The following is a 23,921-nucleotide window of genomic DNA, read 5'->3' as shown; positions in this document are numbered from 1 at the left end:
GCCGTCCCCACCGCGGTGGGAACGACCCTTCGGAAGGCTTTCGCCGATGGCGACCCGGCCCCGCACGGGACCGGAGGCGACGCTTACTTCTGCGTGCCGAGATAGGCGATCACGTCGGCGAGCTTCTTGTCGTCCTTGAGGCCCGGATAGACCATCTTGTTGCCCGGCACCTTGGCCTTGGGGTCCTTCAGCCATTCCTTGAGGTTGGCTTCGTCCCAGGTGATGCCCGAGCCCTTCAGGGCGGCGGAGTAGTTGTAGCCCTCGTGCGTGCCGGCCTTGCGGCCCACGACGCCCTTCAGGTCCGGGCCGACGCCGTTCTTGCCGAAGGCGTGGCAGGCCTTGCAGGGCGCGAAGGCCTTCTCGCCGGCCGCGGCGTCGCCGGCCTCCTGGGCCTGTGCGGAGAGCGGCAGCAGAAGCGCGAGCGCGGCGCCGAGGATCAGATGACGCATTGTTGTTTTCCTCCTTAGGGCGGCCGAAGCCGCCTTCGCTTATGGCAGAGCTTAGGCATTTAGAACAGATCGAGACTGAGAACGCCTCAACTCTCGGTCCCGTCCTGCGACGAAACGAAGCTTCAGGGCGCGGGTTTCGTCCCAAGGCCCGCATTCGGCATCCCCGCAGGATGCGGAAACCCGTGGTTTGGCCTAAGGTCCGTCACAAAGCGCCCCCTGCTCGCGGCATCGGTCTTAGGCCGCTGCGCCTGAGTGCAGGCTGAAGGCGAAGCCGTGTGCGAGGAGCCGCCCCCATGTCGATCGCCTTTCCCGTGCCCGATGCCGCCATCGTTGCCCGCCGCGAGGCGATCATCGCCGGCCTCGCGCCGCTGGTCGCGCCGGAGGCCCTGGTGACCACCGAGGACGAGCGCCGCGCCTTCGAGACCGACGGGCTCACCGCCTACCGCAAGATGCCCCTGGCCGTCGTCCTGCCCTCGACCACCGCCGAGGTCTCGGCCGTGATGGCGTTCTGCCACGCCAACGGCGTCCGGGTGGTGCCGCGGGGCGCCGGCACCTCGCTCGCCGGCGGCGCCATCGCGCAGGAGGACGCGGTGATCCTCGGCATCTCCAAGATGAACCGCATCCTGGCCGTCGATTACGAGAACCGCGCCGCGCGGGTCGAGGCCGGCATCACCAACCTCGCCATCTCGGGCGCGGTCAGCCACGAGGGCTTCTTCTACGCCCCCGACCCGTCGAGCCAGCTCGCCTGCACCATCGCGGGCAACATCGCGATGAATTCCGGCGGCGCGCACTGCCTCAAGTACGGGGTGACCACCAACAACCTGCTCGGCGTCACCCTGGTGATGAACGACGGCACCGTGGTGGAGATCGGCGGCGAGCACCTCGACGCGGCCGGCTACGACCTCCTCGGCCTCGTCTGCGGCTCCGAGGGGCAGCTCGGCATCGTCACCGAGGCCACCGTGCGCATCCTGCGGGCGGCGGAGGGCGCGCGCCCGGCCCTCGTCGGCTTCGGCTCGGTGGAGGATGCGGGCGCCTGCACGGCCGCCATCATCGGCGCCGGCATCATCCCGGTGGCGATCGAGTACATGGACCGCGAGGCGATCCTCATCACCGAGGATTTCGCCCAGGCCGGCTACCCGCGCGACGCCGAGGCCATGCTGATCATCGAGGTCGAGGGCTCGGACGCCGAATGCACGGCGATGCTCGCCCGCATCGAGGCCATCGCCAGCGACTTCAACCCGACCAGCATCCGGGTCTCGAAATCGGAAGCCGAGAGCGCCGCGATCTGGAAGGGCCGCAAGTCCGCCTTCGGCGCCACCGGCCGGATCTCGGACTACATCTGCATGGACGGCACCATCCCCACCGGCCAGCTCCCCGGGGTGCTGGAGCGCATCGGGGCGATCTGCGCCGAGAAGGGCCTGCGCGTCGCCAACGTGTTCCATGCCGGCGACGGCAACCTCCACCCGCTGATCCTGTTCGACATCAACAAGCCGGGCGAGATGGAGAAGGCCGAGGCGGCCGGCGACGAGATCCTCAAGCTCTGCGTCGAGGTCGGCGGCTGCCTGACGGGCGAGCACGGCGTCGGCATCGAGAAGCGCGAACTCATGCGCTTCCAGTACGCCCAGGTCGATCTCGAGCAGCAGATGCGGGTGAAGAACGTCTTCGACCCGCACTGGCTGATGAACCCCGCCAAGGTGTTTCCGCTGGAGGGGCGCCTCGTCGCCTGATCGCGTCGGTTGCAGGCGGTTTCAGTGGGTTTCAGTGGGTTCCCCGTCCTTTCGGGAGACAGGGTCCGCGCTCGCGGAATGCCGATCTGGAGCTGATCGATGTCGGGGGGTCGAACCGACCCGCCCAAGGGGTGTCCGTGATCCGGCGGCCTTGGCCAAATCACCGTCGACGATCTGTTCGTGATCGATGCCTGCACCGGCAGGCGCGCTCAGCGAGAGGGGGCGGGCGCCAGGAGGCCCGCCAGGGCACCGACCGCCGCCGAACCCAGCGCGATCAGGCCCTCCGGGGTGGACTTCGATTCCACGAAACTCAGGACGATCAGTCCAACGGCCACGATGGTTACGACGCCTCCCAGGAAGCCGACGACCATGCGGTAGACCCAGACGTCTCCGTTGAGGGGAGTTGTCCTCTTGGCCTCCGCGGCAGCCTCGCGGAGGGTCGGAGCCGGATCGGTCCTCAGCTTCTCGATCGTGTCCTCGTTGCCCAGAAGGGCATCAACCATGACGTCCGCAGACCTTAACTCCGGCATCCTCGCCTCCTCGTCACACCTGATCACGCAACATCCGGCGTCTCTGCCTTCAGGGCTGCCCAGGTCGCGTCGTCGACGATCCCGGTGACGGGTCGTCGCTGGCGCCGCTGGAACTCCATCACCGCCGCGCGCGTCACAGCCCCGAAGACCCCGTCCGCGTCGATCTCCCCGGAGATCGCCAGGGCGAGGCGGCGCTGGACCCCCAGCACCTCCGACCCGCGATCCCCGAACTCGGCGAAGGCCGGCGCGGAATCCTGCCCCTCGCCGAACAGACGCCCCTCGCGATGCCAGCTTCGGATCAACTGGTCGGAGGCTTCGAAATGCATGGCGTCCTCGGTCGGGAACGCGGCTCCCCAGTAGAAGCCGTGCCGGTTGAAGACGGGATGGATCGCGAGCAGGCCCCTTTGAGCCCGGTTATCGCCTCGGCGGTCGAGGATCCCATCGATCGTCAGATCGATCGCCGTGCCCCAGGAGTGATTGCTGATCGCACTGCGGCTCCCCCTGACGAAGCGGCAGCACAACATTCCCACTTGCCCGAGCAGAGCGTGAATCTCGGGATGTTCGGTCTTCACGTCGGCGAGGATGGCGCGCAGGGTCTCGACGGCCGGCTGCAAGCCCCGAACTTTGAAGGGCCCGACATCCTCGCGGACGATGCGTCGGACGAGGTCGGGGTTGGTGGGATCGCGACAGGTCTCGTCGTAGCTCGACCGAGGATTTCCGAGGAGTTCGAGCATCGTCGCGTTGCGCGCGCCGCGCAGATCGCCGTTCAATAGCCGGCGCGAGGCATCCAACGGAACTGTTTCCGTCCACTTGGACATCTGTACGCCCCCCGGGATTTGTTCGTGTTGATCCGCCTTCCACACTCTAGGAGTGAAAAATATAATTCCTCAACCACCAGTCAGGTGATGACAGGAACGAGGAACCGTGAACGGCTCGAGGAAGGGCGCCGATTCGAGGCACGGCGGCCGCGTGTTGCCGGACGCTCAGGCCTCGGCGCCGAACGCCTCGCAGCGGAAGGCGCCGTAATCGGTGCGGGCGAGGCGCTCGGCCAGCGCCGGCAGGAACAGCATCGCCTCCTCGCCGAGCCGCCAGGGCGGGTTGACGATCACGAGGCCGGTGCCGTTGAGCCGGGTCGGGTCGGGCTCGGAGACCATCAGGTCGAGGCGCAGGGCCGGGCGGGCGAGCTCCCGGTCGAGCTGCGCCACCATGTGGTCGACCTTGGCGACGTCCTTGATCGGATACCAGCCGAGATAGATGCCGGTCGGCCACTTGCGCGCCGCCCTGGCCAGCGCCACCCCGAGCCGGTCGATCTCGCCGAGCTCCTCGTAGGGCGGGTCGATCAGGACGAGGCCGCGGCGCTCAGGGGGCGGGATCAGCGCGTTGAGGGCCGTCCAGCCGTCGAGATGCATCACCTTCGAGAGCGAATCCTGGTTGAAGCGCGCCCGCAGGGTCTCGGCGTCGGCCGGATGCAGCTCCACGAACACGCCCTGGTCGCTGGGGCGCAGGAACTCGCGGATGATCGCGGGCGAGCCCGGATAGATCGCAGGCCCGTGCCGGTCCTGCACCGCCGCCACCGCCGCCCGGTAGGGGGCGAGCAGGGTCTCGACGGCTTCGGGGAACGGCGTCGCGAGGCGGCCCCAGCCCTCGTGCCACTCGCCGGTGCGCCCGGCCTCGTCGGCGGTCAGGTCGTAGAAGCCGAGGCCCGCATGGGTGTCGATCGCCCGGAACCCCGTCGGCTTCTGGCAGAGATGGGCCAGAACGCGGCTGAGCACGAGGTGCTTCAGGACGTCGGCGAAATTTCCGGCGTGGAAGGCGTGGCGGTAATTCATGACGTCCGGGCCTGTCTCACCGCGGGCCCCGGCGAGCGGACCCGGGGGCGGAGCGCGGCATCCTCTACCGCGCGGCGTCGATGGCAACCTCGCCGGCGCGGCAATTCTGGCGCGCCACCTCGGGGCAGGGGGTGAAGCCGCGCAGGTCCTTGGTAAAGCAGATCCGCACCTCCTGGAGCTGGCCGCCCCGGCAGGTCACCGACATCATGTCGGGGCGCAGGCCCCGGTTGGCCGCCACGAACTGCCGGGCGACCTCGATCGGCGCCATCCGGGTGTCGCGCTCGGGGGCCTTGAAGGCGTCCGGGATGGTCACCGCCGCGCGGGCGTCCCGGGCCGCCTGGAAATACGAGACCGGGTCGAGGCCCGAGCAGGTGCCGTGGGTGCGCCACTCGTGCCGGGCCAGCCCCTCGCTGGGATAGACCTGGCCCGCCACCTCGATCGCCTGCCGGGTCGGCGAGCGCTCGACGGACGAGCAGTTCGAGGGGTAGCCGCGGCTGTATTGCGGCCAGAGCCCGTGCACGACGAAGCCGAGGCCGCGCCCCGGCCGGCACTGGCCCTCCGCCTCGCGCCGGGCGCCGGGCCCCTCGCAATAGGTCGGCGACCAGGACAGGGCCAGGACGTAGAAGTCGAACGCGCCCGGCGTGCCGCCGCGCTCGAAGCCCTGCGCGAGCGCGCCCGGCGCCATCAGCGCGAGGGCGAGACCCGCACCGGCGAGGCGTCGAGAGCGCCGAGAGGCGTGGCTCACGGACGGGCTTCGCGGCAGGCCGAGGAATAGGCGTAGGCGAGGTTGCGATCGAGGCCGTGGACGCAGAACTCGACGCCCCAGTCGGCGCCGATGATCCCGAGCCCGTCGCGCACCGAGTAGTCGACCTTTCGGCGGACGCCGTCCGAGGTGGTGGCCACGGCGCTGCAGAAGCGGCGCGGATAGTAATCGAGGCCCCAGGGGCGCCAGGCCGTGCGCTCGATGTGCTCGTAGCGCAGGATCGTGAGGGAGGAGTTCCAGAACTTCGCCTCCTTCTCGGCGAAGTGCGTCGAGAGCCGCTCCAGCACCTCGGGGGCCTGGCAGCCGGGGATGTCGGCCTCGAAGTTGAACTCGCGCTCCTCGGCGGGGGTGATCTCCTCGCGGCCGGAGCGGGCGAGCGCCGGCTGGAGGGCGCCCGCCAGGACGAGGCCGAGGGCGAAGGCGGTGGAGAGGGGATTCGGGCGCATGCCGGCGTCTTTGTTCCGCTGGAGTCCGTGAACGTCCCGGAACGATGGCGCCTCGCATCGCCCTGTCAAGCACGGGGCCGGGCGCCGCGTCGCTTTCCGAGCGCCCTGGGTTGCGCCGGGCACACTCCGAACGGGGTAGGCCGGGGCCTCAGTAGATCGGTTCGGCGAGGCCCGGCGCGGCCAGCGAGAGCGGCTCGGCGGCGAAGTCCTCCGGGGGGAGGGCGGCCGCGACCCGGGGGGCGGGGAGCCGCGCGGCGGAGCTGCGCGGGGCCGCCGCGTAGGCGCTCGGCGGCGCGGGTGCACGCACCGGGGCCGGCCCGTGGGCGAGCTGCGCGGCGGGCGCCCGGGCGGGCTGGCGCGCCGACATCGGAGTGACGCCGTAGGGATCGTCCTCCTCGACGTCGATCGGGGCCTGCGGCGGGGCGGGCAGGCGCTCGGGCGGACGCGGACGGGCCGTGGCGCGGGGGGCGCCGTCGGCGCCGAGCTGCGGCACGAACTTGATCAGCGGCTGGCAGATGCGGCGCAGGCCGCGCGGGTCGTGCCGGGCGAGGTCGACGTGGATGTGGTCGTAGTGGAACACGTTCGAGCCCGGCGCCAGCACGGTGGAGAACCGGGCGCAGGCCCCGAGGAAGACCTCGCGCAGGAAGCCCTGCTCGGCCTCGGTGCCGCGCCAGCCGCCCTTCACGGTGATGACGTAGCCGTCGGCGAGCTTGAACGACATGATGTCGACGGCGTTGCCGAAGGAATGCTCGGAGAGCTTGGCGCCGGCCTGGTTGTTGCGGCCCCGGCAGGCATAGGTGCCGGCGTTGATCTCGGCCACGGGCTGGCCGAAATACAGGTTCGCGGCCGGCTGGATGGTGTCGGCGAGCCATGCCTCGGCCTCGGTCAGGGCCGGGCAGGCCAGGGTGACCCGCTGCTTGAGGGCGACGGTGCCCTTGCCCAGGCGGGTGACGCGGTAGGGCTGCAGCATGCCGCAGACGCCGGGGCCGCTGATCTCCTTGACGGGGGTGACGAACTCCGTCGTCTCCACCAGACGCTTGGCGTTGCAGGCCTGCTCGGTCTGGTCACGCCAGGGCTCGCGCTGCTCAAACTTGTTGAGAGCACAGCCGGTGAGGCCCGCGCCGAACAGCGTCAGGGCCGAGAACGCGAATACGCTACGCCACATGATGCGGACGATGCGCAGGGTTCCGTAAACGTTGCGTCAACGATGCGGTGCGGGTCCGCGTCCGTGTGGACGGGTGTTGACAGGAGCCCCGCGAGACCGGACCAAGCCCGCATGCTGTCCCTCGTCGATCTCCGCACCCGCATCGCCGCCGGCACCCTCGATCCCGCCGGCGCCATCCGCCTCGCCGAGGCCGCCATCGCGGCCCGCGACCCCGGCATCGGGGCGATCGTCAGCCAGCATCCCGCACCGGCGATCGCCGGCTCGGGCCCGCTGGCGGGCATCGCGGTGGGGATCAAGGACATCATCGACACCGCCGACCTGCCCACCCAGATGGGTTCGCCGATCTACGCCGGCTGGCGGCCCCGGGCGGATGCCGCCATCGTGGCGCGCCTGCGGGCGCTCGGCGCCGTGCCCCTGGTCAAGACCACCACCTCGCCCTTCGCGAGCCACGACCCGACCGCGACGGTCAACCCGCGCGACCCCGGCCACACGCCCGGCGGCTCCTCGGCGGGCTCGGCCGCGGCCGTCGCCGCCGGGATGGTGCCCCTGGCGCTCGGCACCCAGACCGGCGGCTCGGTGATCCGCCCGGCCGCCTTCTGCGGGGTGGCGGCGATCAAGCCGTCCTTCCGGCTGCTACCGACGGTCGGCGTGAAGACCTTCTCCTGGGCCCTCGACACCGTCGGGCTGTTCGGGGCGGGCATCCGCGACGTCGCCCGGGGCCTGAGCCTGATCGCCGACCGGCCCGCCCTCGACCTCGACGCAGCCCCCCAGGCCCCGCGCCTCGGCCTCTGCCTCCAGGATTTCGCGCAGGGCGCCGATCCGGAGGCCGTCGCAGCCCTGCACCGGGCCGCCCGCGCGGCGGAGGCCGCCGGCGCCCGGATCGTCGACCTCGTCCTGCCGGCCCCGCTGCCGGAGGCCTGGGCGCAGCACGCGATCATCCAGGATTACGAGGCGCGCCAGGCGCTGGCCTGGGAATACGCCCACCATCGGGCGCAGCTCAGCCCGGAACTCGGCGCGCAGCTCGACGCGGCCCAGGGCCTCGTCGCCGCCCAGTACGACGCGGCCCGCCGCGCCGCCCACCGGGCCCGGCGCGCGTTGAAGGACCTGTTCGGAGATTTCGACGCGATCCTGACCCTGTCGGCCCCGGGCCGGGCGCCGGCCGGCCTCGGCACCACCGGCGATGCGCGCTTCAACCGCCTTTGGACCCTGATGGGCGTGCCCTGCGTCACCGTCCCGGTTCCCGGCGACGGCCTGCCGCTCGGCGTGCAGGTCGTCGCCCGCTTCGGCGACGACGGCCGCGCGCTGGCCGTGGCGGGGATGATCGAGCAGGCGCTGGCGGTCTGAACCGAATCGCCGCACCCTGCGACCGCGGGGGGACTTCTGTTTGACGCCGGGGTCGGCGCGATCTCGTGCGCGGCGGGAGTTCGATGCCGGAACCGATAGACGTGCGGGAAGCACGGCACCTGGCCTGCGCGACCGTCGCCGCTCGCCTGCAGGGGCGCCTGCCGGCCCTGCATCTCACGGAAATCGACGCCGCGGCCCTGGCCGCCGCCAGGGCCTGGCCTCTCGCCAGCCGCCATGTGACCTGGGACTGGACCGGCATCGTCAAGCGACGCGAAACGGGACGTCTCGAGGTCGCGATCTGGTGGAATCGGCGACTCTGCGGGTTGGCCTATGGGCCAATGCGCGGTGGTGCCCTCTGCCTCTCGCGTCTGGAAGGCGATCCTGATCCGGCCCATCCGTTGAAGGGACGGGTCGTGGATATCGGTATCGCCATCCTCGAGACCCAGGCCCTGATCCTCGGCATCCCGGAGACGCGCCTCGAAAGTCCCGACCCCGGTCTCGTGGAGCGCTACCGCGGGATCGGCCACGATTGGCTGGTGGAAAAAGGCGTGCCGCGCTACCTTAGGAAGGTCAGGACGTTCCGATGAACCCGTACAGCCAGCCTCACAGCGCGATCGCCCGGAAAGTGTCGGTCAAACGGCGCTACGGCGCTTCCATGCCGGCCGTCGCGTCCGATCGGCTTCGTCGACGCTGGATGAGGCCCGCATCGGAGGAGCGATCCGTCGCCATGCAGGATGCGACGCCGGGCTTGGCCCAGTGCCATGCGCGCCTCGCGGCGATGCCGGCCGACTTCCTGGATTGGATGGAGGACGTCCCCCCCTGGCCTGCGAACGTCCGCGAACACCTGGGCGCGGCGCATGACGGGCCTTAGCCCGCGCCATGGGCGTTGCCCAGGCGCATGGATCACCCCTGATCGCTTCCGTGGCCACCGCATCCCGTAACGCATCCCGGGCGTCTCCCGTCGCACCCACGGCCCCGATGCATCCCTGGAAACAGGCCGTGGCCCGGGCCTTCGACGGGGCCGAGGGCTATGACGGCGCCGCGGCGATCCAGGCCGAGGTGGCGGGGCGGCTGGCGCGGTGCATCGCCGGCGAGGCCCTGGCGCCGGCGCCGCGCATCCTCGAGATCGGCTGCGGCACCGGCCTGCTGACGGCGGCCCTGCGCCGGCACCTGCCGGAGGGGCGCCTCGTCGCCTCGGACATCGCCCCCGCCATGGTGCGGCGCTGCCGCGCGCGCCTGCCCGGGGCGTCCGGCCCGGCCTTCCTCGTCATGGATGCTGAGCGGCCCGCCCTCGCGCCCGGCTTCGACCTCGTCGCGTCGAGCCTCGCCGCGCAATGGTTCGAGGACCTGCCCGGGAGCCTGGCGCGCCTCGCGGGGCTGCTGGCGCCCGGCGGCCTGCTGGCGGTGGCGACCCTCGGGGCGGGCACCTTCGCCGAGTGGCGGGCGGCGCACGCGGCCCTCGGCCTGACGGCGGCGACGCCCGTCTATCCGACCCTGCAGGCCCTCGGCGCGCTGCGGTTTCCGGGCTGCACCCGCGCGGTCTCCGTTGAGCCCCTGGTGGAGGCCCATGCCGACGGGCGCGCCTTCCTGGCTTCGCTGCGGGCCATCGGCGCCGGCACGCCGGGCACGGCGGGGTCCCTCTCGCCCGGGGCGATGCGGCGGGTGCTGCGGGGCTTCGAGGCGGGGGGCGCGCGGGTCACCTACGAGGTCGCGACCCTGCTCGTCCGGCGCGACCGACAGGGTTAAGGGTTTTCACGTGCAACAGCGGCTCAGGGCGCGGCCTCGCGATCGCCGCCCGCGCGCCGGTGCAGCAGGAACACGCCCTGCGCGCCCATCAGGTTCCAGACCCACCAGGGCATCGCGAAGCGCATCGGCCGGCCCCTGGCATCCAGGGCGGTGGCCTTCTCGATCTCGGCGTTCACCGTCCGGCACAGGCCGACGAAGTCGCGGATCGTGCAATGGTGGATGTTCTGGGTCTCGTACCATTCCTCCGGCATCAGGGCGGTGACCGGCATGCGCCCGCGCAGGGCGAGCTCCGAGCGGACCCGCCAATGGCCGAAATTCGGAAACGAGATGATGACCTGCCGGCCGATGCGCAGGAGGTGCTCCAGCACGATGCGCGGGTTGCGCGTGGCCTGGATGGTCTGGGACAGGACGACCACGTCGAAGGCGTCGTCGGGATAATTCGCCAGATCGGTGTCGGCATCGCCCTGGATCACCGGCAGGCCGCGGGCGAGGCAGGCGTTGACGCCCTCCCGCGACAGCTCGATGCCGCGCCCGTCGACGCCGCGCCGGTCGCGCAGCAGGGCGAGCAGGGCGCCGTCGCCGCAGCCGATGTCGAGCACCCGGGCGTTCGCCGGCACCAAGTCGAGCACCACGAGGTGGTCGACGCGGGTGCTGCCGGCCTCCTCCCGCGGCAGGGTCTCCGCCGTCTCCCAGGGCCGATGCGCGGAGGCGTTCGATCCCGTCACAGGCCGCGGGCCCGGGCGGCGGCGTCGATGTAGCCCCGCGCGGCGGCGAACATCGCCGGCTCGTCGAGGAGGAAGGCGTCGTGGCCCTTGTCGCTCTCCACCTCTACGAAGGCGACCGGGGCCGAGGCCGCGTTCAGGGCGTGCACGATGGCGCGGGATTCGGAGGTCGGGAACAGCCAGTCGGAGGTGAAGGACATCACGCAGAACCGGGTCTTCGTGCCCTTGAAGGCGTTGGCCAGCACCCCGCCCCGGTCGGCGGCGAGGTCGAAGTAGTCCATCGCCCGGGTGAGGTAGAGATAGGCGTTGGCGTCGAAGCGCTCGACGAAGCTGAGGCCCTGGTGGCGCAGGTAGCTCTCGATCTGGAAGTCGGCGTTGAACGAGAAGGTCGGCGCGGACCCGCCCTGGAAGCGGCGGCCGAACTTGCGGTGCAGGGCCGGCTCCGACAGGTAGGTGATGTGCGCACCCATGCGGGCGACGCCGAGGCCCTTGGCCGGCCGGGTGCCCGCCTCGAGGTAGCGCCCCTCGCTCCAGGCGGGATCGGCCATGATCGCCTGCCGGCCGACCTCGTGGAAGGCGATGTTCTGGGCCGAGTGGCGCGGGCCGGTGGCGATCGGCATCGCGGCGAAGACCCGCTCGGGGTAGCTCGCCGCCCATTGCAGCACCTGCATGCCGCCCATGGAGCCGCCGATGCAGAGGAACAGGTCGCGGATGCCGAGGCGGTCGAGCAGCATCGCCTGGGCCCGGACCATGTCGCGGATGGTCACCAACGGGAAGTCGAGGCCGTAGGCGCGGCCCGTGGCCGGGTCGATCGAGGCCGGGCCGGTGGAGCCCATGCACGAGCCGATGACGTTCGAGCAGAGGACGAAGTAGCGGTCGGTGTCCACGGGCTTGCCCGGCCCCACCAGGGTCTCCCACCAGCCGCGCTTGCCCGTCACCGGATGGGTGTGGGCGAAGTGCTGGTCGCCCGTCAGTGCATGGCAGATCAGGACGGCGTTGGAACGGTCCGCGTTGAGGGTGCCCGCCGTCCGGTAGGCGATCTGGAAGGGGGCGAGCTGCACGCCGGCATCCATCGCCAGGGGCTCGTCCAGGCCGAACTGCGCCACGAGGCCCTTCGGCTCGCGGGCCTGGGACAGCTCGGCGCCCGGCGCGTCGGCGCGCGCCGACTCGTCTTCGGGCGTGCCTGGCTTGAGGGCGGTATCCAGCGACATGGCCATGAAACGGGTTGGAGGAGGCGGCGCGTCGGTCGGGGCGGAACGGACGGGACGGCGCGGCGTGCCATCCGGAGATCGGGACCATGCGTCGTGAGGCGTTGAGGTAGTGTGCGCTTCCTCACGCGTCAACGAAAGGGCGCCGGGGCCATGCGGCACGCGCGGTTTCAGAACCGGCGGGCCGATCCGGTTCGGGGCAAACGGCTCTGGTCCTTCGGCGCGCGCGATCGTAGACCGGGCGACGGCGCCGGGGAGGCGAGACCCCGGCGCCGGCTCTCCCGACCGTCCCCACCGCAGCCTCGCGAGCCCCCGATGCGCTTCACGACGAGACCCGCGCCGCCCCTCGACAACCTCGGCGACCTGCGCGCCGAGATCGACCGGATCGACGCCGAGATGCACGCCCTGCTGATCCAGCGCGGGTCGATCATCGACCGGCTGATCGCGGTCAAGCGCACCTCGGCCAGCGGCTCGGCCTTCCGCCCCGGGCGCGAGGCCTCGATGATGCGGCGGGTCGCCGAGCGCCACCGGGGCCTGCTGCCCCTCGACACCGTGGAGGGGATCTGGCGGGTCATCATCGCCACCTTCACCTACGTCCAGGCGCCGTTCTCGGTGCATGCCGACATCTCGGGCGGGGATGCGCCGATGCGCGATTCCGCCCGCTTCCATTTCGGCTTCACGGTGCCCTACCGGCCGCACCCCACCTGCCTCGCGGTGATCGAGGCGGTGGCCGCCTCCCGGGGCGATCTCGGCATCTTCCGCCTCGATCCGGACGGCTCGGGTCCCTCCACCGACGCGGCGCCCTGGTGGGAGGGGCTCGTGGGCGAGGGCCGCCCCAAGGTCATCGCGCGCCTGCCCTTCATCGAGCGGCCCACCCATCCGGCCGGCACCCCGGTCTTCGTGGTCTCGAACCCGCTGGACGATCCGGCCGCGGCCCAGCGCGACTGGGTCCTGCACGCCACCCGCGTCGCCGCCTGGGAGCCGGAGGCCATGCGCGCCCTGCAGGACCTCTACGGCGAAGTCGTCGCCCGCGCGCCCGGGCCGGACGGGCACGGCCTCCTCCTCGCCGTCCCGGGCGGGGTCAGCGCCCGGCAGCTGCACGAGGCCCTGACCCGGGCCGGCGCCGCGCCGGAGCGTCTCGACGAGATCGGCAGCCACGCCGCCCGCTTCCGGGTCTGAGCCGGGCTGCCTGCTCAATCCGGTTGAGGCGCGCGAATACCCGACAAGGGGCGGCGCGATAGGCTCGCGCGTTCAGCGCCGCGAGGGTCCGGCAAGGCCTAGACGAAAGGGTCGGCCCGGAGCCCGGGCGGTTTTTCCCAGCGAACCAGGACCCCGTTCGGTCGAGAGCGCCCGCGCCTCGGCCAGGAACCGCCGGGCCGCGGAGCGGAAGCGCGTGGGGCAGCCGGACCGGGGAGGCGTCGCGGGGGAGCGCACCCTTTCCCCGGGGTTGGCCCAATCCCGCGGCCCGGCGTCGGAGGTCAGTACCCGGTAGCCGTGAGGGCAGCCGACTCGTCCCAAGCGCTGTGCGCCGTCAGCGAAGCCGCGAACACGGTACGGAGACGCGCGCGCTCGGCCTCGACGACGGGTCCGTCGACGGCCACCGGCCGGCAACGGCTCGACAGGCCGGGCACGACGAAATCCGGGTTGTGCAAGGCATGGTCGGAGCCCTCTTCGAAAAACGGACGATCGCCCCCGTCGAGATAGCTCTCGGCGGGCAGCCCCTCCGCCAGCAGGATGTCGTGGCGGTCGAGTTCCACGTGCCAGTAGGTCACGGCGGGGGTCGGCTGACGGGCGATGCTGGTGCCGTTGATCAGGCACATGATCGGCACGAGATGGCCGCCCTCGCCGTCCGCGCCGGCTCCCACCAGAACGGGGTGGCCGGGCGAGAGGGAGAGGGTGCGGGCCGGCAGGCCAGGGCCGAAGGCGCCCGCGCGAACGCGGACCGGCTGCTGCTGGTGCGGAAGGGCACCGTCCCGCCCGGTGAGGTCGCGATGACCGATCCAGGCGATCGGCCGGATCGCGCCCGAGACCGTGACGGCGTGATCGCCGACGCGCAGGTTCTCGACGGCGACGTCGCCGCGCGTGGTGCGAATGCGGGTGCCCGTCGTGAAGCAGACCGGCGCGTAGTCCCCGACGGTGTTGTTGCTGTCGAAGGTGACGCGCTGGCGGGCGGTCAGCGCCGTATTGGACAGGACATAGCGCGTCGAGGTGCCGTTCGGGGTCGCGCTGTCCGAGAACTGGATCATGGACGGGGAATCGTACTGCGTCGCGTAGAGGGTCCTCGTCTCCGCCGTCGTTTCGCCCGGAAAGATGCCGGATGCCTGCACCGGATCGCCGGTCCGGCTCACGGTTCCATTGACGGTGATCGGCGACGTCGAGACATCGTCGAGACCAAATCCCGCGCTCGGCGCACCATCGTCCGACGCGACAAACCCGGCTCCGTACACAGTATTTACAAAATTAATAGCCACCGCGTATCCTCCCGTTTTCCCTTCGACGAAGAAATTCTGACCGAGTACATTGCGCTTTGATACGCATTGTTGTGCTCTGGCATTTGTCCTCAATGTTGTTTTTATGTTGGGAAGTGCATGAGGCGTCCATGGCAAATCTTCCCAAGACGATTGCCACAATTGCCCAAACCGGCCATCCGCCGCGATCATGCGAAGGAGCGCAAGGCGTTTCCGCGTCGATGTGCCATTTTTGCCGCGCCCGGGCGGGGGTAGCCCCGACGTCGGCACGAACTCGCGATCGGACGCTCGCCCAGTCCGAGCCGTCCGGGGGGCCGACCGCCATGCCAGTCCCGAGGCCTCGCGACCGCGACCTCGTGCGGGGAAGCCGGTCCGCGGCGGGAGCTTCCCCCCGCCGAGGGCACCGCGACCGACGCACGGCCGGGCAGCGGGACGCGCCCCTGCTCGCCATGCCGGGCGAGCTTTGTTAGACGGGCGCTTCGCCGAACCACCGGCGGCCTCCAGGTCTCCCCCATGTCCGCTGCCCCGATAGCTTCCGCCCCCCCGGCTCCCACGCGCCCGGTGCCCCGCCCCGGCGTCCTCGCCATCGAGGCCTACGTGCCGGGCAAGAGCGGGGCGCCCGGCCTTGCCAAGGTGCACAAGCTCTCCTCCAACGAGACGCCGCTCGGCCCGAGCCCGAAGGCGGTGGCGGCGATGCGGGCGGAGGCGGCCAAGCTCGAGCTCTACCCGGAGGGCACCTCGCGGGTGCTGCGCGAGGCGATCGCCGCCCGCTACGGCCTCGATCCGGCGCGGATCGTCTGCGGCGCCGGCTCGGACGAGCTCCTGTCCTTCCTGGCCTACGCCTATCTCGGCGCCGGCGACGAGGGGATCTTCACCGAGCACGGCTTCCTGGTCTACCGGATCGCGATCCTGGCCGCGGGCGGCACCCCCGTGGTGGTGCCCGAGCGCGCGCTGCGCGCCGACGTCGACGCGCTGCTGGCCGCCGTCACGCCCCGGACCAAGATCGTCTACCTCGCCAACCCCAACAACCCGACCGGCACCTACCTGCCCTTCGACGAGATCCGGCGCCTGCATGCGGGCCTGCCGCCCCACGTCCTCCTCGTCCTCGACGGGGCCTATGCGGAGTACGTGCGGGCGAACGACTACAGCGCCGGCCTCGACCTCGTGCTGGAGGCCAACAACGTCGTGATGACCCGGACCTTCTCGAAGATCCACGGGCTCGCGGCGCTGCGCATCGGCTGGATGGTCGGCCCGTCGGAGGTGGTCGACGCGATCAACCGCATCCGCGGTCCCTTCAACCTGTCGGGGGCCGGCATCGCCGCGGGGGCGGCCGCCATCGCCGACGACGTACACGTGGCCGCGGCCGTCGCCCACAACGACCACTGGCTCGCCGCGATGACCCGGGCGGTGCAGGAGCTCGGCCTCACCGTGACGCCGAGCGTGGCGAACTTCATCCTCGTCCACTTCCCCGACGCGCCGGGCCGGTCGGCCGCAGAGGCCGACGCGTTCCTCTCGGCCCGGGGGGTCGTCACCCGGCGGGTCTCGTCCTACGGCCTGCCCCACGCCCTGCGGGTTACCGTCGGCAGCGAGGAGGCGAACACCGCCTTCCTGGAGGCCCTGACCGCCTTCGTCCAGGGCGAGACCCGTGCCTGAGCTCGACGCGCGTCCCCTGGAGACCCTGGCCATCGTCGGCCTCGGGCTGATCGGCTCCTCGATCGCCCGGGGCGCCCGGCAGTTCGGCCTCGCCCGGCGCATCGTCGCCATCGACCGCGACCCCGCGGTGCTGCAGCGGGTGCGGGCGCTCGCCCTCGCGGACGCGGCCACGGACGACCTCGCCGCCGGCGTGGCCGAGGCCGACCTCGTCATCCTGTGCGTGCCGGTGGGGGCCGTGGGCACGGTGGCGCAGGTCATGGGTCCGGCCCTGAGGCCCGGGGCCATCGTGTCGGATGTCGGCTCGGTCAAGGCCTCGGTGGTCGCGGCCGTCGCGCCGCACCTGCCGGCGGGCGTGCATTTCGTGCCGGCGCATCCCGTGGCCGGGACCGAGTATTCCGGGCCGGATGCCGGGTTCTCGACCCTGTTCTCCGGGCGCTGGTGCATCCTCACCCCCGCCGAGGACACCGACCCGGCCGCGACCGCGCGGGTCCAGACCTTCTGGGAGGGCCTGCGCGCCATCGTGGAGACGATGACGCCGGAGCATCACGACCTCGTCCTGGCGATCACCAGCCACGTGCCGCACCTCATCGCCTACAACATCGTCGGCACCGCCGCCGACCTGGAGGCCGTGACCCAGTCCGAGGTGATCAAGTTCTCCGCCGGCGGCTTTCGCGATTTCACCCGCATCGCCGCCTCCGACCCGACCATGTGGCGGGACGTGTTCCTGACGAACAAGGACGCGGTGCTGGAGATGCTGGGGCGCTTCAACGAGGACCTCGCGGCCCTGGCCCGGGCGATCCGCTGGGGCGACGGCGAGGCCCTGCACGACCTGTTCACGCGCACCCGCGCCATCCGCCGCGGCATCGTCGCCATGGGTCAGGAGACGGCCGAGGCCGATTTCGGGCGCGGCCGCCCGAGCGACCCGGCGGCCTGAGGGCGAGCCGCCGCTCAGTAGAGCGGCGGGAGCTGCACGTTGGGGATCGGGAACGGGCCGAGCATCAGGCGGCCCTCGGCGAGGCGCAGGGGCGGCAGGGGCTTCAGCGCATCGTCGGCCGGGGCCGCGACGCCGGCCTCGGCGCTCGCCTGGTTCCGGCGGCCGCCGAGGAGCTGGCCGACGAGGCTGCCGATCAACGCGCCCTTCTCCGCCCCGAAGCGCTGGCCCATGACCTGACCGACCAGGGCCTCGACCCCGGCCGCCCGCAGGTCGAGCTGGCCCTGGAGCCGGTGCGCCGCGTCGAGGTCGAGGCGACCCTTGGCCTGGAGCCGGCGCTCGCCCTTGGCCAGGGAGAGGAGCGCGAGGTCGAGGGCGCCGCCGGCCTGGCGCCAGTCCTCCAGTTCCCGGGCCACGGTGCCGGTGCCGAGGGCGGTGGCGCGGCTCACGGTGGCGTCGAGAGCGAGGTCGGCCGGGTCGGCATTGCCCAGCGCCGCGTCGGCGAGCGGCAGGCGGATCCGGTTCACCCGCAGGCTGGTGTCGATGGCCCCCTCCGATTCGAAGCGTCCCGGGGTCGGGCGGGCATGGAGCTCGAGATGCTCGGTGTCGAAGGCGATCGGGTCCGGCCCGGCCCCGCGCACAACGCCCTTGGCGCCGTTGGCCACCACGGAGGCGCGCACGAAGCCGTCGGAGGCACCGTGGAAGCTGCCCTCCAGGGAGGTCCAGGTCGCGTCCGCCGTGAGGTCGCCCTGCTCGACGTGGAACGGGCCGCCGACTTCGAGGATGCCCTGGCGCGGCTGGTAGACCTGGGTCACCGCCGTCACGGGGCCGAGGGTGAAGCGGCTGTCGGAGCGGCTGAAGGCCAGGGAGGCGCAGCGCAGTTCGAGCCGGAACGGGTAGCCCGTGATGCTGCGGTCGGCGCAGGTCCAGGTCCGGCCCGCGGCCGCCTCCCCGGCGAGCCAGCCATCCATCTCGGTGGCGGCCCGGTGGCGGATGTAGAGCCAGCCGAGCGACCAGACGATCACGAGGGAAGCGAGGAGGATGTAGGGAAGGAACAGCCCCTTGCGCGAGAGGGGACGGGTCGGTGTCGGGCTCTGCGCCATCGCGTGTCGGTATCCTGCGCTCGCGTCACGGGCCTGCGACCATCGTCAGGGCAGCCCGGATGCAAGGCTTGGCAGGGTCTCGGCGGCGAAAGCATGGCAGGGGCGCCCCGGCGCCGCAAAACGCGAACCCGTGAAGCCGTGAAGCCGTGAAGCCGTAACGCCAGCGGAGGCGCGACCGCTTCGCCGCGGATCAGTTCGCGGCGTCGGCCTTCTGCTCGCTGCCGAGATCGGCCACGATGGCCTTGCGCTCGGCCTCGTCCTCGGCCAGCCGGTGGACGTGCATCTCCGTCGCGCCCTTGTGCCGGGCCCGGGCGATCCAGTTCCGGTTCAGGCGCTCGCGCGGGCTCTGCCCGGCGGAGGCCACCGAGACGAGCTCGCCGACGCCGGCCGCGTCGCGGCGCACGGCCATCACCACGGCCTCGCCCATGTCGTCGAGCTCGGGCTCCGCCAGCTCGTGGATGCCGACCACGTAGCGGCGGCCGGACCGGCCGCGCCAGGCGCTGAGCACCAGGGCGGGGGTCCCGCGCAGGCCGGCCGTCGTCCTCAGACGTTCCTCGCGCACTTCCTGTCTCCGTGCTCGATCGTCCTTCAGGTCGCGGAGTGCGGCCGACCAGGACAGGGCTCTCTTGTTCGCCATTTGTTCCACATTAATCTTAACGTTTCGTTGGCGTCAAGGACGACGCCTCGGTCTCCAATCAGATGGGGATGACGCGAGTTATCCACAAGCCATGCACAGGGTCGATCGACCCCCGGCGGGTCGCTCAGGCGACGGGCGATCCGTTGCGCGAGGCCTGGGTGCGGGAGGCCTGGGCGGGGTCCGGAACCGCGTGTCCGGCGGCCGCGAGTTCCGAGCGGCCGACGGCCAGCAGCGCGTCGGAGGCCGCCTCGATCCGGCCCTGGGCCACCTCGAGGAAGCGGGCCCGGTCCAGGCCCGGCGGGATCGGGGCCAGGAACTCGATCACGGAGGTGCCAGGCCGGCGGACCAGGCTGCGCCGGGGCCAGTGCAGGCCCGTGTTGAGGGCGACCGGCAGGCAGGGCACGCCGAGGGCGGCGTACAGGTGGGTGATGCCGAGCTTGTAGGCGGGGGGCGCGCCGGGCGGCCGGCGGGTGCCCTCGGGGAAGATGATGAGCTGGCGCCCGTCCCGGATGGCCTGGGCCGCGGCCTCGTTCATGGCGGCCATCGCCCGGGCGCCCTTGCTGCGGTCGATGGCGACCATGCCGGAACGCGAGAGGAACCAGCCGATCAGCGGGATCCAGAGCAGCTCGCGCTTGAGGATGTAGGCGAAATCGGGAAAGGCCGTGACCAGGGCCAGGGTCTCCAGGGCCGACTGGTGCTTGGCCGCCACCAGGAGGGGACCGGGCGGGATGTTCTCCACGCCCCGGAATTCCACCCGGATGCCGCCCACCACGCGCAGGAGCCACAGCGTCACGCGCCCCCAGAGCTGCGCCAGCCGGATCACGCCGCGCCGGGAGACCAGGGTCGGCAGGCCCGCGATCGCGATGATCGTGGTGGCGACGTAGAAGGCGAGGTTGAACGCGAGCGAACGGACGAGAAGCATCGGGAACCTGGAGGAGACAGCCCGGGACGGGGCACGGCCCAGCTCCCGTGTAGCGTGCGATCTCGCCCCAGGCCATCCGAAGGCGGGATTATCCGAGCCCTCAGTCGCCCTCCGCCAGGGTGCCGCGCTGGCGCGGATCGGCGGCGCCCGCCAGCAGCCCGTCGCCGACCTGCACGGAATTGGCCGAGCCGGAGGTCGCCCCGACCCGGACCTTGTGGCCGCGGGCCCGGAGCAGGGCCAGGGTGTCGGGGGAGAGGCCCTCCTCGGCCATCAGCACGTCCGGCTGCCACTGGTGGTGGATGCGGGGCGCGGCGACCGCCTCGGCGAGGTTCATGCGGAAATCGAGCACGTTGACGATGACCTGCAGCACCGTCGAGATGATGCGGCTGCCGCCGGGGCTGCCCGTCACCAGGACGAGGCGGCCGTCGCGGAAGACGAAGGCGGGGGTCATCGAGGAGAGCGGCCGGGCCCCGGGCGAGACCGCGTTGGCGACGCTGCCGACGAGGCCGTAGGCGTTGAGGGCGCCGGGCTTGGCCGAGAAATCGTCCATCTCGTTGTTCAGGAGCACGCCCGTGCCCTCCGCCACGAGGCCGAGCCCGTAGGAGAAGTTCAGGGTCGTGGTGTTCGAGACCGCGTTGCCGGCGCCGTCCACCACCGAGAAATGCGTGGTCTGGTCGGATTCGAAGGGGAGGGGATCGCCCGCCTTGACCTCGGCGGCGGGCCGGGCCCGGGCGGGGTCGATGCCGGCCCGCACCGTGGCCGCGTAGGACTTGGCGGTCAGGCCCTCCACCGGCACCTGCGTGCGGGCGGGGTCGCCGAGCCAGGTCGCCCGGTCGGCATAGGCCGGCTTCATCGCCTCGGCCAGGATGTGGAGGGCGTCGGCGCTGCCCGCGCCCATGCGGGCGAGGTCGAAGCCCTCCAGCACGTTGAGGATCTCGATGAGGTGGATGCCGCCGGAGCTCGGCGGCGGCATCGACGCGACGGCGTAGCCCCGATAGGTGCCGCGCACGGGCTCGCGCAGCACCGGGCGATAGGCGGCCAGGTCCTCGGCGGTCATTACCCCGCCCGCGGCCCGCACGGCCGCGGCGATGCGCTCGGCGATGGGGCCGGTGTGGAAGGCGTCGGGACCGGACCTGGCGATGGCCGCCAGGGTGTCGGCGAGGTCCGCCTGGACCAGGCGCTCCCCGCGCTGCAGGGGCCGGTCGCCGGCAAAGAAGATCTTTCGCGAGGAGGGCCAGCGCCCGAGCAGGCCGGCGGCCCGGGGCAGCGAATCGGCGAGGCCCGATTCCACCGGGATGCCCTCGCGGGCGAGCGCCTCGGCCGGGGCGATCAGGTCGGCCAGGGTGAAGCGGCCCGAGCCGTAGAGGCGGTGCGCCTCGGCGAGACCCCGCACGGTGCCGGGCACGCCCACCGCCTTGCCGGTGCGGGTGGAGGCGGCGCGGTCGGGCTCCCCCTTGGCGTCGAGGAACATGTCGGAGCGGGCGGCGGCCGGGGCGGTTTCGCGGTAATCGAGGGCGATCGTCTCGTCGCCCTGCGCCCGGTGGATCATCATGAAGCCGCCGCCGCCGAGGTTGCCGGCCCGCGGCAGGGTCACGGCGAGGGCGAAGCCCACCGCCACGGCGGCGTCGACGGCGTTGCCGCCGGCCCGCAGGATCGCGACGCCGACGCGGGTGGCCCGTGCCTCCTGCGAGGAGACCATGCCGTGGGCGCCGAGCACCGGCAGCAGGCGGGCATCGTCGGACTGGATCGGCGCCGGCTCGGGCGGGCCCGGGGCAGGGCCGGAATCCCCTTGCGCGAGACCCGGCGCCGTGGCGGCCAGGACCAGGACGAGGGCGATGCGCGAGGAGGTCAGCCGCATGTCAGACGCGTCCGTTGCCGCGGGGCGGGAGGGCGGCGCCGTGATGGCGCCCGGCGATCAGCCAGTAGACGAGACCCGAGGCCGCGCCGGTGAGGAACAGCACCGCGGTGATGCGCGCCTCGAGGGCCAGGGCCTCGGCGCCGGCCCCCGTGCGCGTGAAGCCGCGGGCGAGCCAGGGCACGGAGGCGGTGAGGAGGCCGGTTCCGGCGCCGTACCAGGTGGCGGCGCGCCAGGTCAGGACGGCGCCGAGGACGGCCACCAGGACGGGCGGCACCACGAGCAGCACGAACAGGGCGCGGGCGATGGCGGCGAGTGCGAACAGCAGGATCTCGGGACCGATCCCGGAGGCGAGATCGGTCAGGCCCGAGAACAGCCCGACGAGGCCGAGGCGCGACAGCGTCTCGCCGGTGACCGGATCGAGCATCGCGCCGAGGGCCAGGACGGCCGCGCCGCAGGGGATCGCCAGGACCAGGGCGAGGCTCGCGATGAACAGGCCGCCGAGGAACCGCACCCGTCAGTCTTCGTCGCCGTCGTCGGCGCCCGCATAGACGCCCTCGGCGCCGATGCCGTCCTCCAGCATCATCCGGGCCCGGGCGCGCAGCTTCTCGGTCTCGCTCTTGAGCTGGCCGCAGGCGGCCAGGATGTCCCGGCCGCGCGGCGTCCGGACCGGGGACGCGTAGCCGGCTTCGTAGACGATTTCCGAGAAGCGCTCGATGCGCTCCCAGTCCGAGCATTCGTAGGCGCTGCCCGGCCAGGGATTGAACGGGATCAGGTTGATCTTGGCCGGGATGCCCTTGAGCAGGCGCACCAGCTCGCGCGCATCGGCGTCGGTGTCGTTGATGCCCTTCAGCATCACGTACTCGAAGGTGATGCGCCGGGCGTTGTTGAGGCCCGGATAGGCCCGGCAGGCGGCCAGCAGCTCGGCGAGCGGATACTTGCGGTTCAGGGGCACCAGGGTGTCGCGCAGGTCGTCGCGCACCGCGTGGAGCGAGATCGCCAGCATGGCATGGGCCTCGTCGCCGAGGCGCTGCATCTGGGGCACGACGCCGGAGGTCGAGACGGTGATGCGCCGGCGGGAGAGGCCGAGGCCCTCCTGGTCGGCCATGACGCCGACCGCGTCGACCACGTTGTCGAGATTGTACAGGGGCTCGCCCATGCCCATGAAGACGATGTTGGTGACCTTGCGCCGGGTCTCGTCCTCGCCCGGCGCCGTCGGGTTCTGGCCGGCCCAGTCGTTGAGATGGTCGCGGGCGACGACGAGCTGCGCCGTGATCTCGGCCGCCGTCAGGTTGCGCACGAGGCGCTGGGTGCCGGTGTGGCAGAACGAGCAGGTCAGGGTGCAGCCGACCTGGCTCGAGACGCAGAGGGTGCCGCGCCCGCGCCCCGGGATGTAGACGCACTCGATCTCGGCGCCGCGGTTGTGGTCGTGCTTGCCCGTGGGGGCCATGCGCATCAGCCACTTGCGGGTGCCGTCGCGGGACACCTGCTCGGTGATCACCTCGGGCCGCTCGAGGGTGTAGGCGTCGGCGAGCTGGGCCTTCAGCCCCTTGCCGACATTGGTCATCTCGTCGAAGGCCTTGGCGCCGCGCACGTTGAGCCAGTGCCAGATCTGGCCCGAGCGCATGCGCTGCTCGCGCTCGGAGACGCCGATGGCGCCGAGCCGGGCCTTCAGCTGCTCGCGGGTGAGCCCCACCAGGGACGAGCGCCCAGGCGGCAGCGCCGGGCTCCCGGCCTGGGGCTCGAACTCGGGCAGCTTCTCGATTGCGGGAACGGCGCTCGCGTCGCGCCGGGCGGTGTCGAACGACGCCGTCGCCATGATCTGGATGAACCTTCGGACTTGGAATGGGTCCGATATAGGGGATTCGGGTCCAAAACGCGAATGCGGGCCGGGGCTGCGCCGGATTCATGCGCCCCGCCGGGGCTCGCCCCGGTCGCACCGGGGACCGGACGGCCGGAACGGCCCGGCCGCGGGGTGCCTACTGCGCGGGCTTGGCCTCGGCCGGCGGGGTGCCGGCGGCGGGCGCTTCGGCGGGCAGGAGGACGTTCTTGCTGATGCTGCCCTCGGGGCCGTATTCCCCGGCCACCGCCGGGCAGGCCTGCGCGCGGTTGAGCTGCATCTGGTTCGACATCAGGGCGAACATGGTCTGCACCCGGCCGCCGAAGGGTCCGCGCGGGCTGACGTCGGCGGCGCGCACGTTCTGCTTCTCGAGGAGGGCGTCGAACTCCTGCGTGCCGATGCGGTAGCCGCAGACATTGGCGGCGGCGAAGATGTAGGCGGCGAATTCCAGCGCCCGCGGCGCGGGGGCGTTGCGGATCTGGGCCTGCGCGGCGTGCGGGAGCGCCAGGGACGTGGCCAGGGACATGGCCAGGCAGGCGGCGAGGCCGGCGGCCGGCGAGAGGCGAGCGAACATGGGCGGGGT

General features: G+C 72.1%; 25 protein-coding genes. 8 read left to right on the top strand and 17 right to left on the bottom strand.

The annotated features are described in order from the left end of the window. Positions 1–83: 83 nt before the first annotated feature. On the bottom strand, positions 84–449 hold the full coding sequence (locus ACXJY8_RS19120) for a c-type cytochrome (RefSeq protein ID WP_056187453.1): 366 nt from the start codon (positions 447–449) through the stop codon (positions 84–86). A gap of 293 nt (positions 450–742) precedes the next feature. Between ACXJY8_RS19120 and ACXJY8_RS19115 the strand changes: the two genes are divergently transcribed. After that, entirely contained in the window at positions 743–2,176 is a 1,434-nt protein-coding gene (locus ACXJY8_RS19115) for an FAD-linked oxidase C-terminal domain-containing protein (RefSeq protein WP_463772161.1), read from the top strand. A gap of 209 nt (positions 2,177–2,385) precedes the next feature. Here ACXJY8_RS19115 and ACXJY8_RS19110 read toward each other — a convergent pair whose 3' ends face one another. From ACXJY8_RS19110 to ACXJY8_RS19085, 6 genes are all read right to left on the bottom strand, one after another. Further along, positions 2,386–2,679 carry a hypothetical protein gene (locus ACXJY8_RS19110; RefSeq protein WP_463772159.1) on the bottom strand — a complete coding sequence of 98 codons (294 nt, stop codon included), beginning with the start codon at positions 2,677–2,679 and terminating at the stop codon, positions 2,386–2,388. A 50-nt stretch (positions 2,680–2,729) separates the two neighbouring features. Further along, the gene (locus tag ACXJY8_RS19105; RefSeq protein ID WP_463772156.1) at positions 2,730–3,524 is read right to left on the bottom strand and encodes a peptidoglycan-binding protein; all 795 of its coding nucleotides are present in this window, start codon (positions 3,522–3,524) and stop codon (positions 2,730–2,732) included. Positions 3,525–3,689: 165 nt separating this feature from the next. Continuing rightward, a complete protein-coding gene (locus ACXJY8_RS19100) occupies positions 3,690–4,535 on the bottom strand; it encodes a 23S rRNA (adenine(2030)-N(6))-methyltransferase RlmJ (protein WP_463772152.1) in 846 nt (281 codons plus the stop codon). A gap of 64 nt (positions 4,536–4,599) precedes the next feature. After that, the gene (locus ACXJY8_RS19095) at positions 4,600–5,220 is read right to left on the bottom strand and encodes a ribonuclease T2 family protein (RefSeq protein WP_463780815.1); all 621 of its coding nucleotides are present in this window, start codon (positions 5,218–5,220) and stop codon (positions 4,600–4,602) included. A 56-nt stretch (positions 5,221–5,276) separates the two neighbouring features. Further along, positions 5,277–5,744 (bottom strand): hypothetical protein, encoded by a 468-nt coding sequence (locus ACXJY8_RS19090; protein WP_463772150.1) that lies wholly within the window; start codon positions 5,742–5,744, stop codon positions 5,277–5,279. 148 nt (positions 5,745–5,892) lie between these two features. Beyond that, positions 5,893–6,909: an extensin-like domain-containing protein gene (locus tag ACXJY8_RS19085; protein ID WP_463772147.1), complete on the bottom strand. Its 1,017-nt coding sequence runs from the start codon at positions 6,907–6,909 to the stop codon at positions 5,893–5,895. A gap of 111 nt (positions 6,910–7,020) precedes the next feature. On the opposite strand from ACXJY8_RS19085, the gene ACXJY8_RS19080 reads away from it, so the two are divergent. The 4 genes from ACXJY8_RS19080 (at position 7,021) to ACXJY8_RS19065 (ending at position 9,999) form a co-directional block, all read left to right on the top strand. Beyond that, complete coding sequence (locus tag ACXJY8_RS19080; RefSeq protein ID WP_463772145.1) at positions 7,021–8,253, top strand: amidase; 1,233 nt, start codon at positions 7,021–7,023, stop codon at positions 8,251–8,253. An 83-nt stretch (positions 8,254–8,336) separates the two neighbouring features. Then, on the top strand, positions 8,337–8,840 hold the full coding sequence (locus ACXJY8_RS19075) for a hypothetical protein (RefSeq protein ID WP_463772143.1): 504 nt from the start codon (positions 8,337–8,339) through the stop codon (positions 8,838–8,840). Then, positions 8,837–9,124, top strand: a complete 288-nt coding sequence (locus ACXJY8_RS19070; protein WP_463772140.1) for a hypothetical protein — start codon at positions 8,837–8,839, stop codon at positions 9,122–9,124. Before ACXJY8_RS19075 ends, ACXJY8_RS19070 begins: the two co-directional genes overlap by 4 nt. Before the next feature lie 128 nt (positions 9,125–9,252). After that, positions 9,253–9,999, top strand: coding sequence for a methyltransferase domain-containing protein (locus ACXJY8_RS19065; RefSeq protein ID WP_463772137.1), 747 nt, complete (start codon positions 9,253–9,255; stop codon positions 9,997–9,999). A 23-nt stretch (positions 10,000–10,022) separates the two neighbouring features. On the opposite strand, the gene metW is transcribed toward ACXJY8_RS19065, so the two are convergent. Together metW and metX are read right to left on the bottom strand one after the other, a co-directional pair. Next, complete coding sequence (gene metW, locus ACXJY8_RS19060) at positions 10,023–10,724, bottom strand: methionine biosynthesis protein MetW (RefSeq protein ID WP_463772134.1); 702 nt, start codon at positions 10,722–10,724, stop codon at positions 10,023–10,025. Continuing rightward, positions 10,721–11,926, bottom strand: a complete 1,206-nt coding sequence (metX, locus tag ACXJY8_RS19055; protein WP_463780811.1) for a homoserine O-acetyltransferase MetX — start codon at positions 11,924–11,926, stop codon at positions 10,721–10,723. Before metX ends, metW begins: the two co-directional genes overlap by 4 nt. Positions 11,927–12,244: 318 nt before the next feature. On the opposite strand from metX, the gene ACXJY8_RS19050 reads away from it, so the two are divergent. Further along, positions 12,245–13,108 (top strand): chorismate mutase, encoded by an 864-nt coding sequence (locus ACXJY8_RS19050; protein WP_463772132.1) that lies wholly within the window; start codon positions 12,245–12,247, stop codon positions 13,106–13,108. A gap of 299 nt (positions 13,109–13,407) precedes the next feature. Here ACXJY8_RS19050 and ACXJY8_RS19045 read toward each other — a convergent pair whose 3' ends face one another. Then, positions 13,408–14,589 (bottom strand): Hint domain-containing protein, encoded by a 1,182-nt coding sequence (locus tag ACXJY8_RS19045; RefSeq protein ID WP_463772130.1) that lies wholly within the window; start codon positions 14,587–14,589, stop codon positions 13,408–13,410. A 321-nt stretch (positions 14,590–14,910) separates the two neighbouring features. On the opposite strand from ACXJY8_RS19045, the gene ACXJY8_RS19040 reads away from it, so the two are divergent. Further along, positions 14,911–16,050: a pyridoxal phosphate-dependent aminotransferase gene (locus ACXJY8_RS19040; RefSeq protein ID WP_463772127.1), complete on the top strand. Its 1,140-nt coding sequence runs from the start codon at positions 14,911–14,913 to the stop codon at positions 16,048–16,050. Then, complete coding sequence (locus ACXJY8_RS19035) at positions 16,043–16,984, top strand: prephenate/arogenate dehydrogenase family protein (protein ID WP_463772124.1); 942 nt, start codon at positions 16,043–16,045, stop codon at positions 16,982–16,984. Before ACXJY8_RS19040 ends, ACXJY8_RS19035 begins: the two co-directional genes overlap by 8 nt. 14 nt (positions 16,985–16,998) lie before the next feature. Here the strand turns inward: ACXJY8_RS19035 and ACXJY8_RS19030 are convergent, their stop codons facing one another. The 7 genes from ACXJY8_RS19030 to ACXJY8_RS19000 all read right to left on the bottom strand — a co-directional run bounded on the left by ACXJY8_RS19030 (position 16,999) and on the right by ACXJY8_RS19000 (position 23,912). Further along, entirely contained in the window at positions 16,999–18,084 is a 1,086-nt protein-coding gene (locus tag ACXJY8_RS19030; RefSeq protein WP_463772120.1) for a DUF2125 domain-containing protein, read from the bottom strand. 190 nt (positions 18,085–18,274) lie between these two features. Beyond that, positions 18,275–18,646, bottom strand: a complete 372-nt coding sequence (locus tag ACXJY8_RS19025; RefSeq protein WP_463772117.1) for a hypothetical protein — start codon at positions 18,644–18,646, stop codon at positions 18,275–18,277. A gap of 199 nt (positions 18,647–18,845) precedes the next feature. Further along, positions 18,846–19,643: a lysophospholipid acyltransferase family protein gene (locus ACXJY8_RS19020; protein ID WP_463772114.1), complete on the bottom strand. Its 798-nt coding sequence runs from the start codon at positions 19,641–19,643 to the stop codon at positions 18,846–18,848. Positions 19,644–19,743: 100 nt separating this feature from the next. Next, positions 19,744–21,501 carry a gamma-glutamyltransferase gene (gene ggt, locus ACXJY8_RS19015; RefSeq protein ID WP_463772111.1) on the bottom strand — a complete coding sequence of 586 codons (1,758 nt, stop codon included), beginning with the start codon at positions 21,499–21,501 and terminating at the stop codon, positions 19,744–19,746. A gap of 1 nt (position 21,502) precedes the next feature. Then, a complete protein-coding gene (locus ACXJY8_RS19010) occupies positions 21,503–22,012 on the bottom strand; it encodes a hypothetical protein (RefSeq protein ID WP_463772109.1) in 510 nt (169 codons plus the stop codon). 3 nt (positions 22,013–22,015) lie between these two features. Next, complete coding sequence (gene rlmN / locus ACXJY8_RS19005; protein ID WP_463772105.1) at positions 22,016–23,317, bottom strand: dual-specificity RNA methyltransferase RlmN; 1,302 nt, start codon at positions 23,315–23,317, stop codon at positions 22,016–22,018. 160 nt (positions 23,318–23,477) lie between these two features. Continuing rightward, positions 23,478–23,912, bottom strand: coding sequence for a hypothetical protein (locus tag ACXJY8_RS19000; protein WP_463772101.1), 435 nt, complete (start codon positions 23,910–23,912; stop codon positions 23,478–23,480). Between the last annotated feature and the right edge of the window lie 9 nt (positions 23,913–23,921).

Source organism: Methylobacterium sp. TK31 (genome assembly GCF_055361545.1).
The sequence above is the reverse complement of the archived record's forward strand: the minus strand, read 5'-3'. Positions and strand labels throughout refer to the sequence as shown.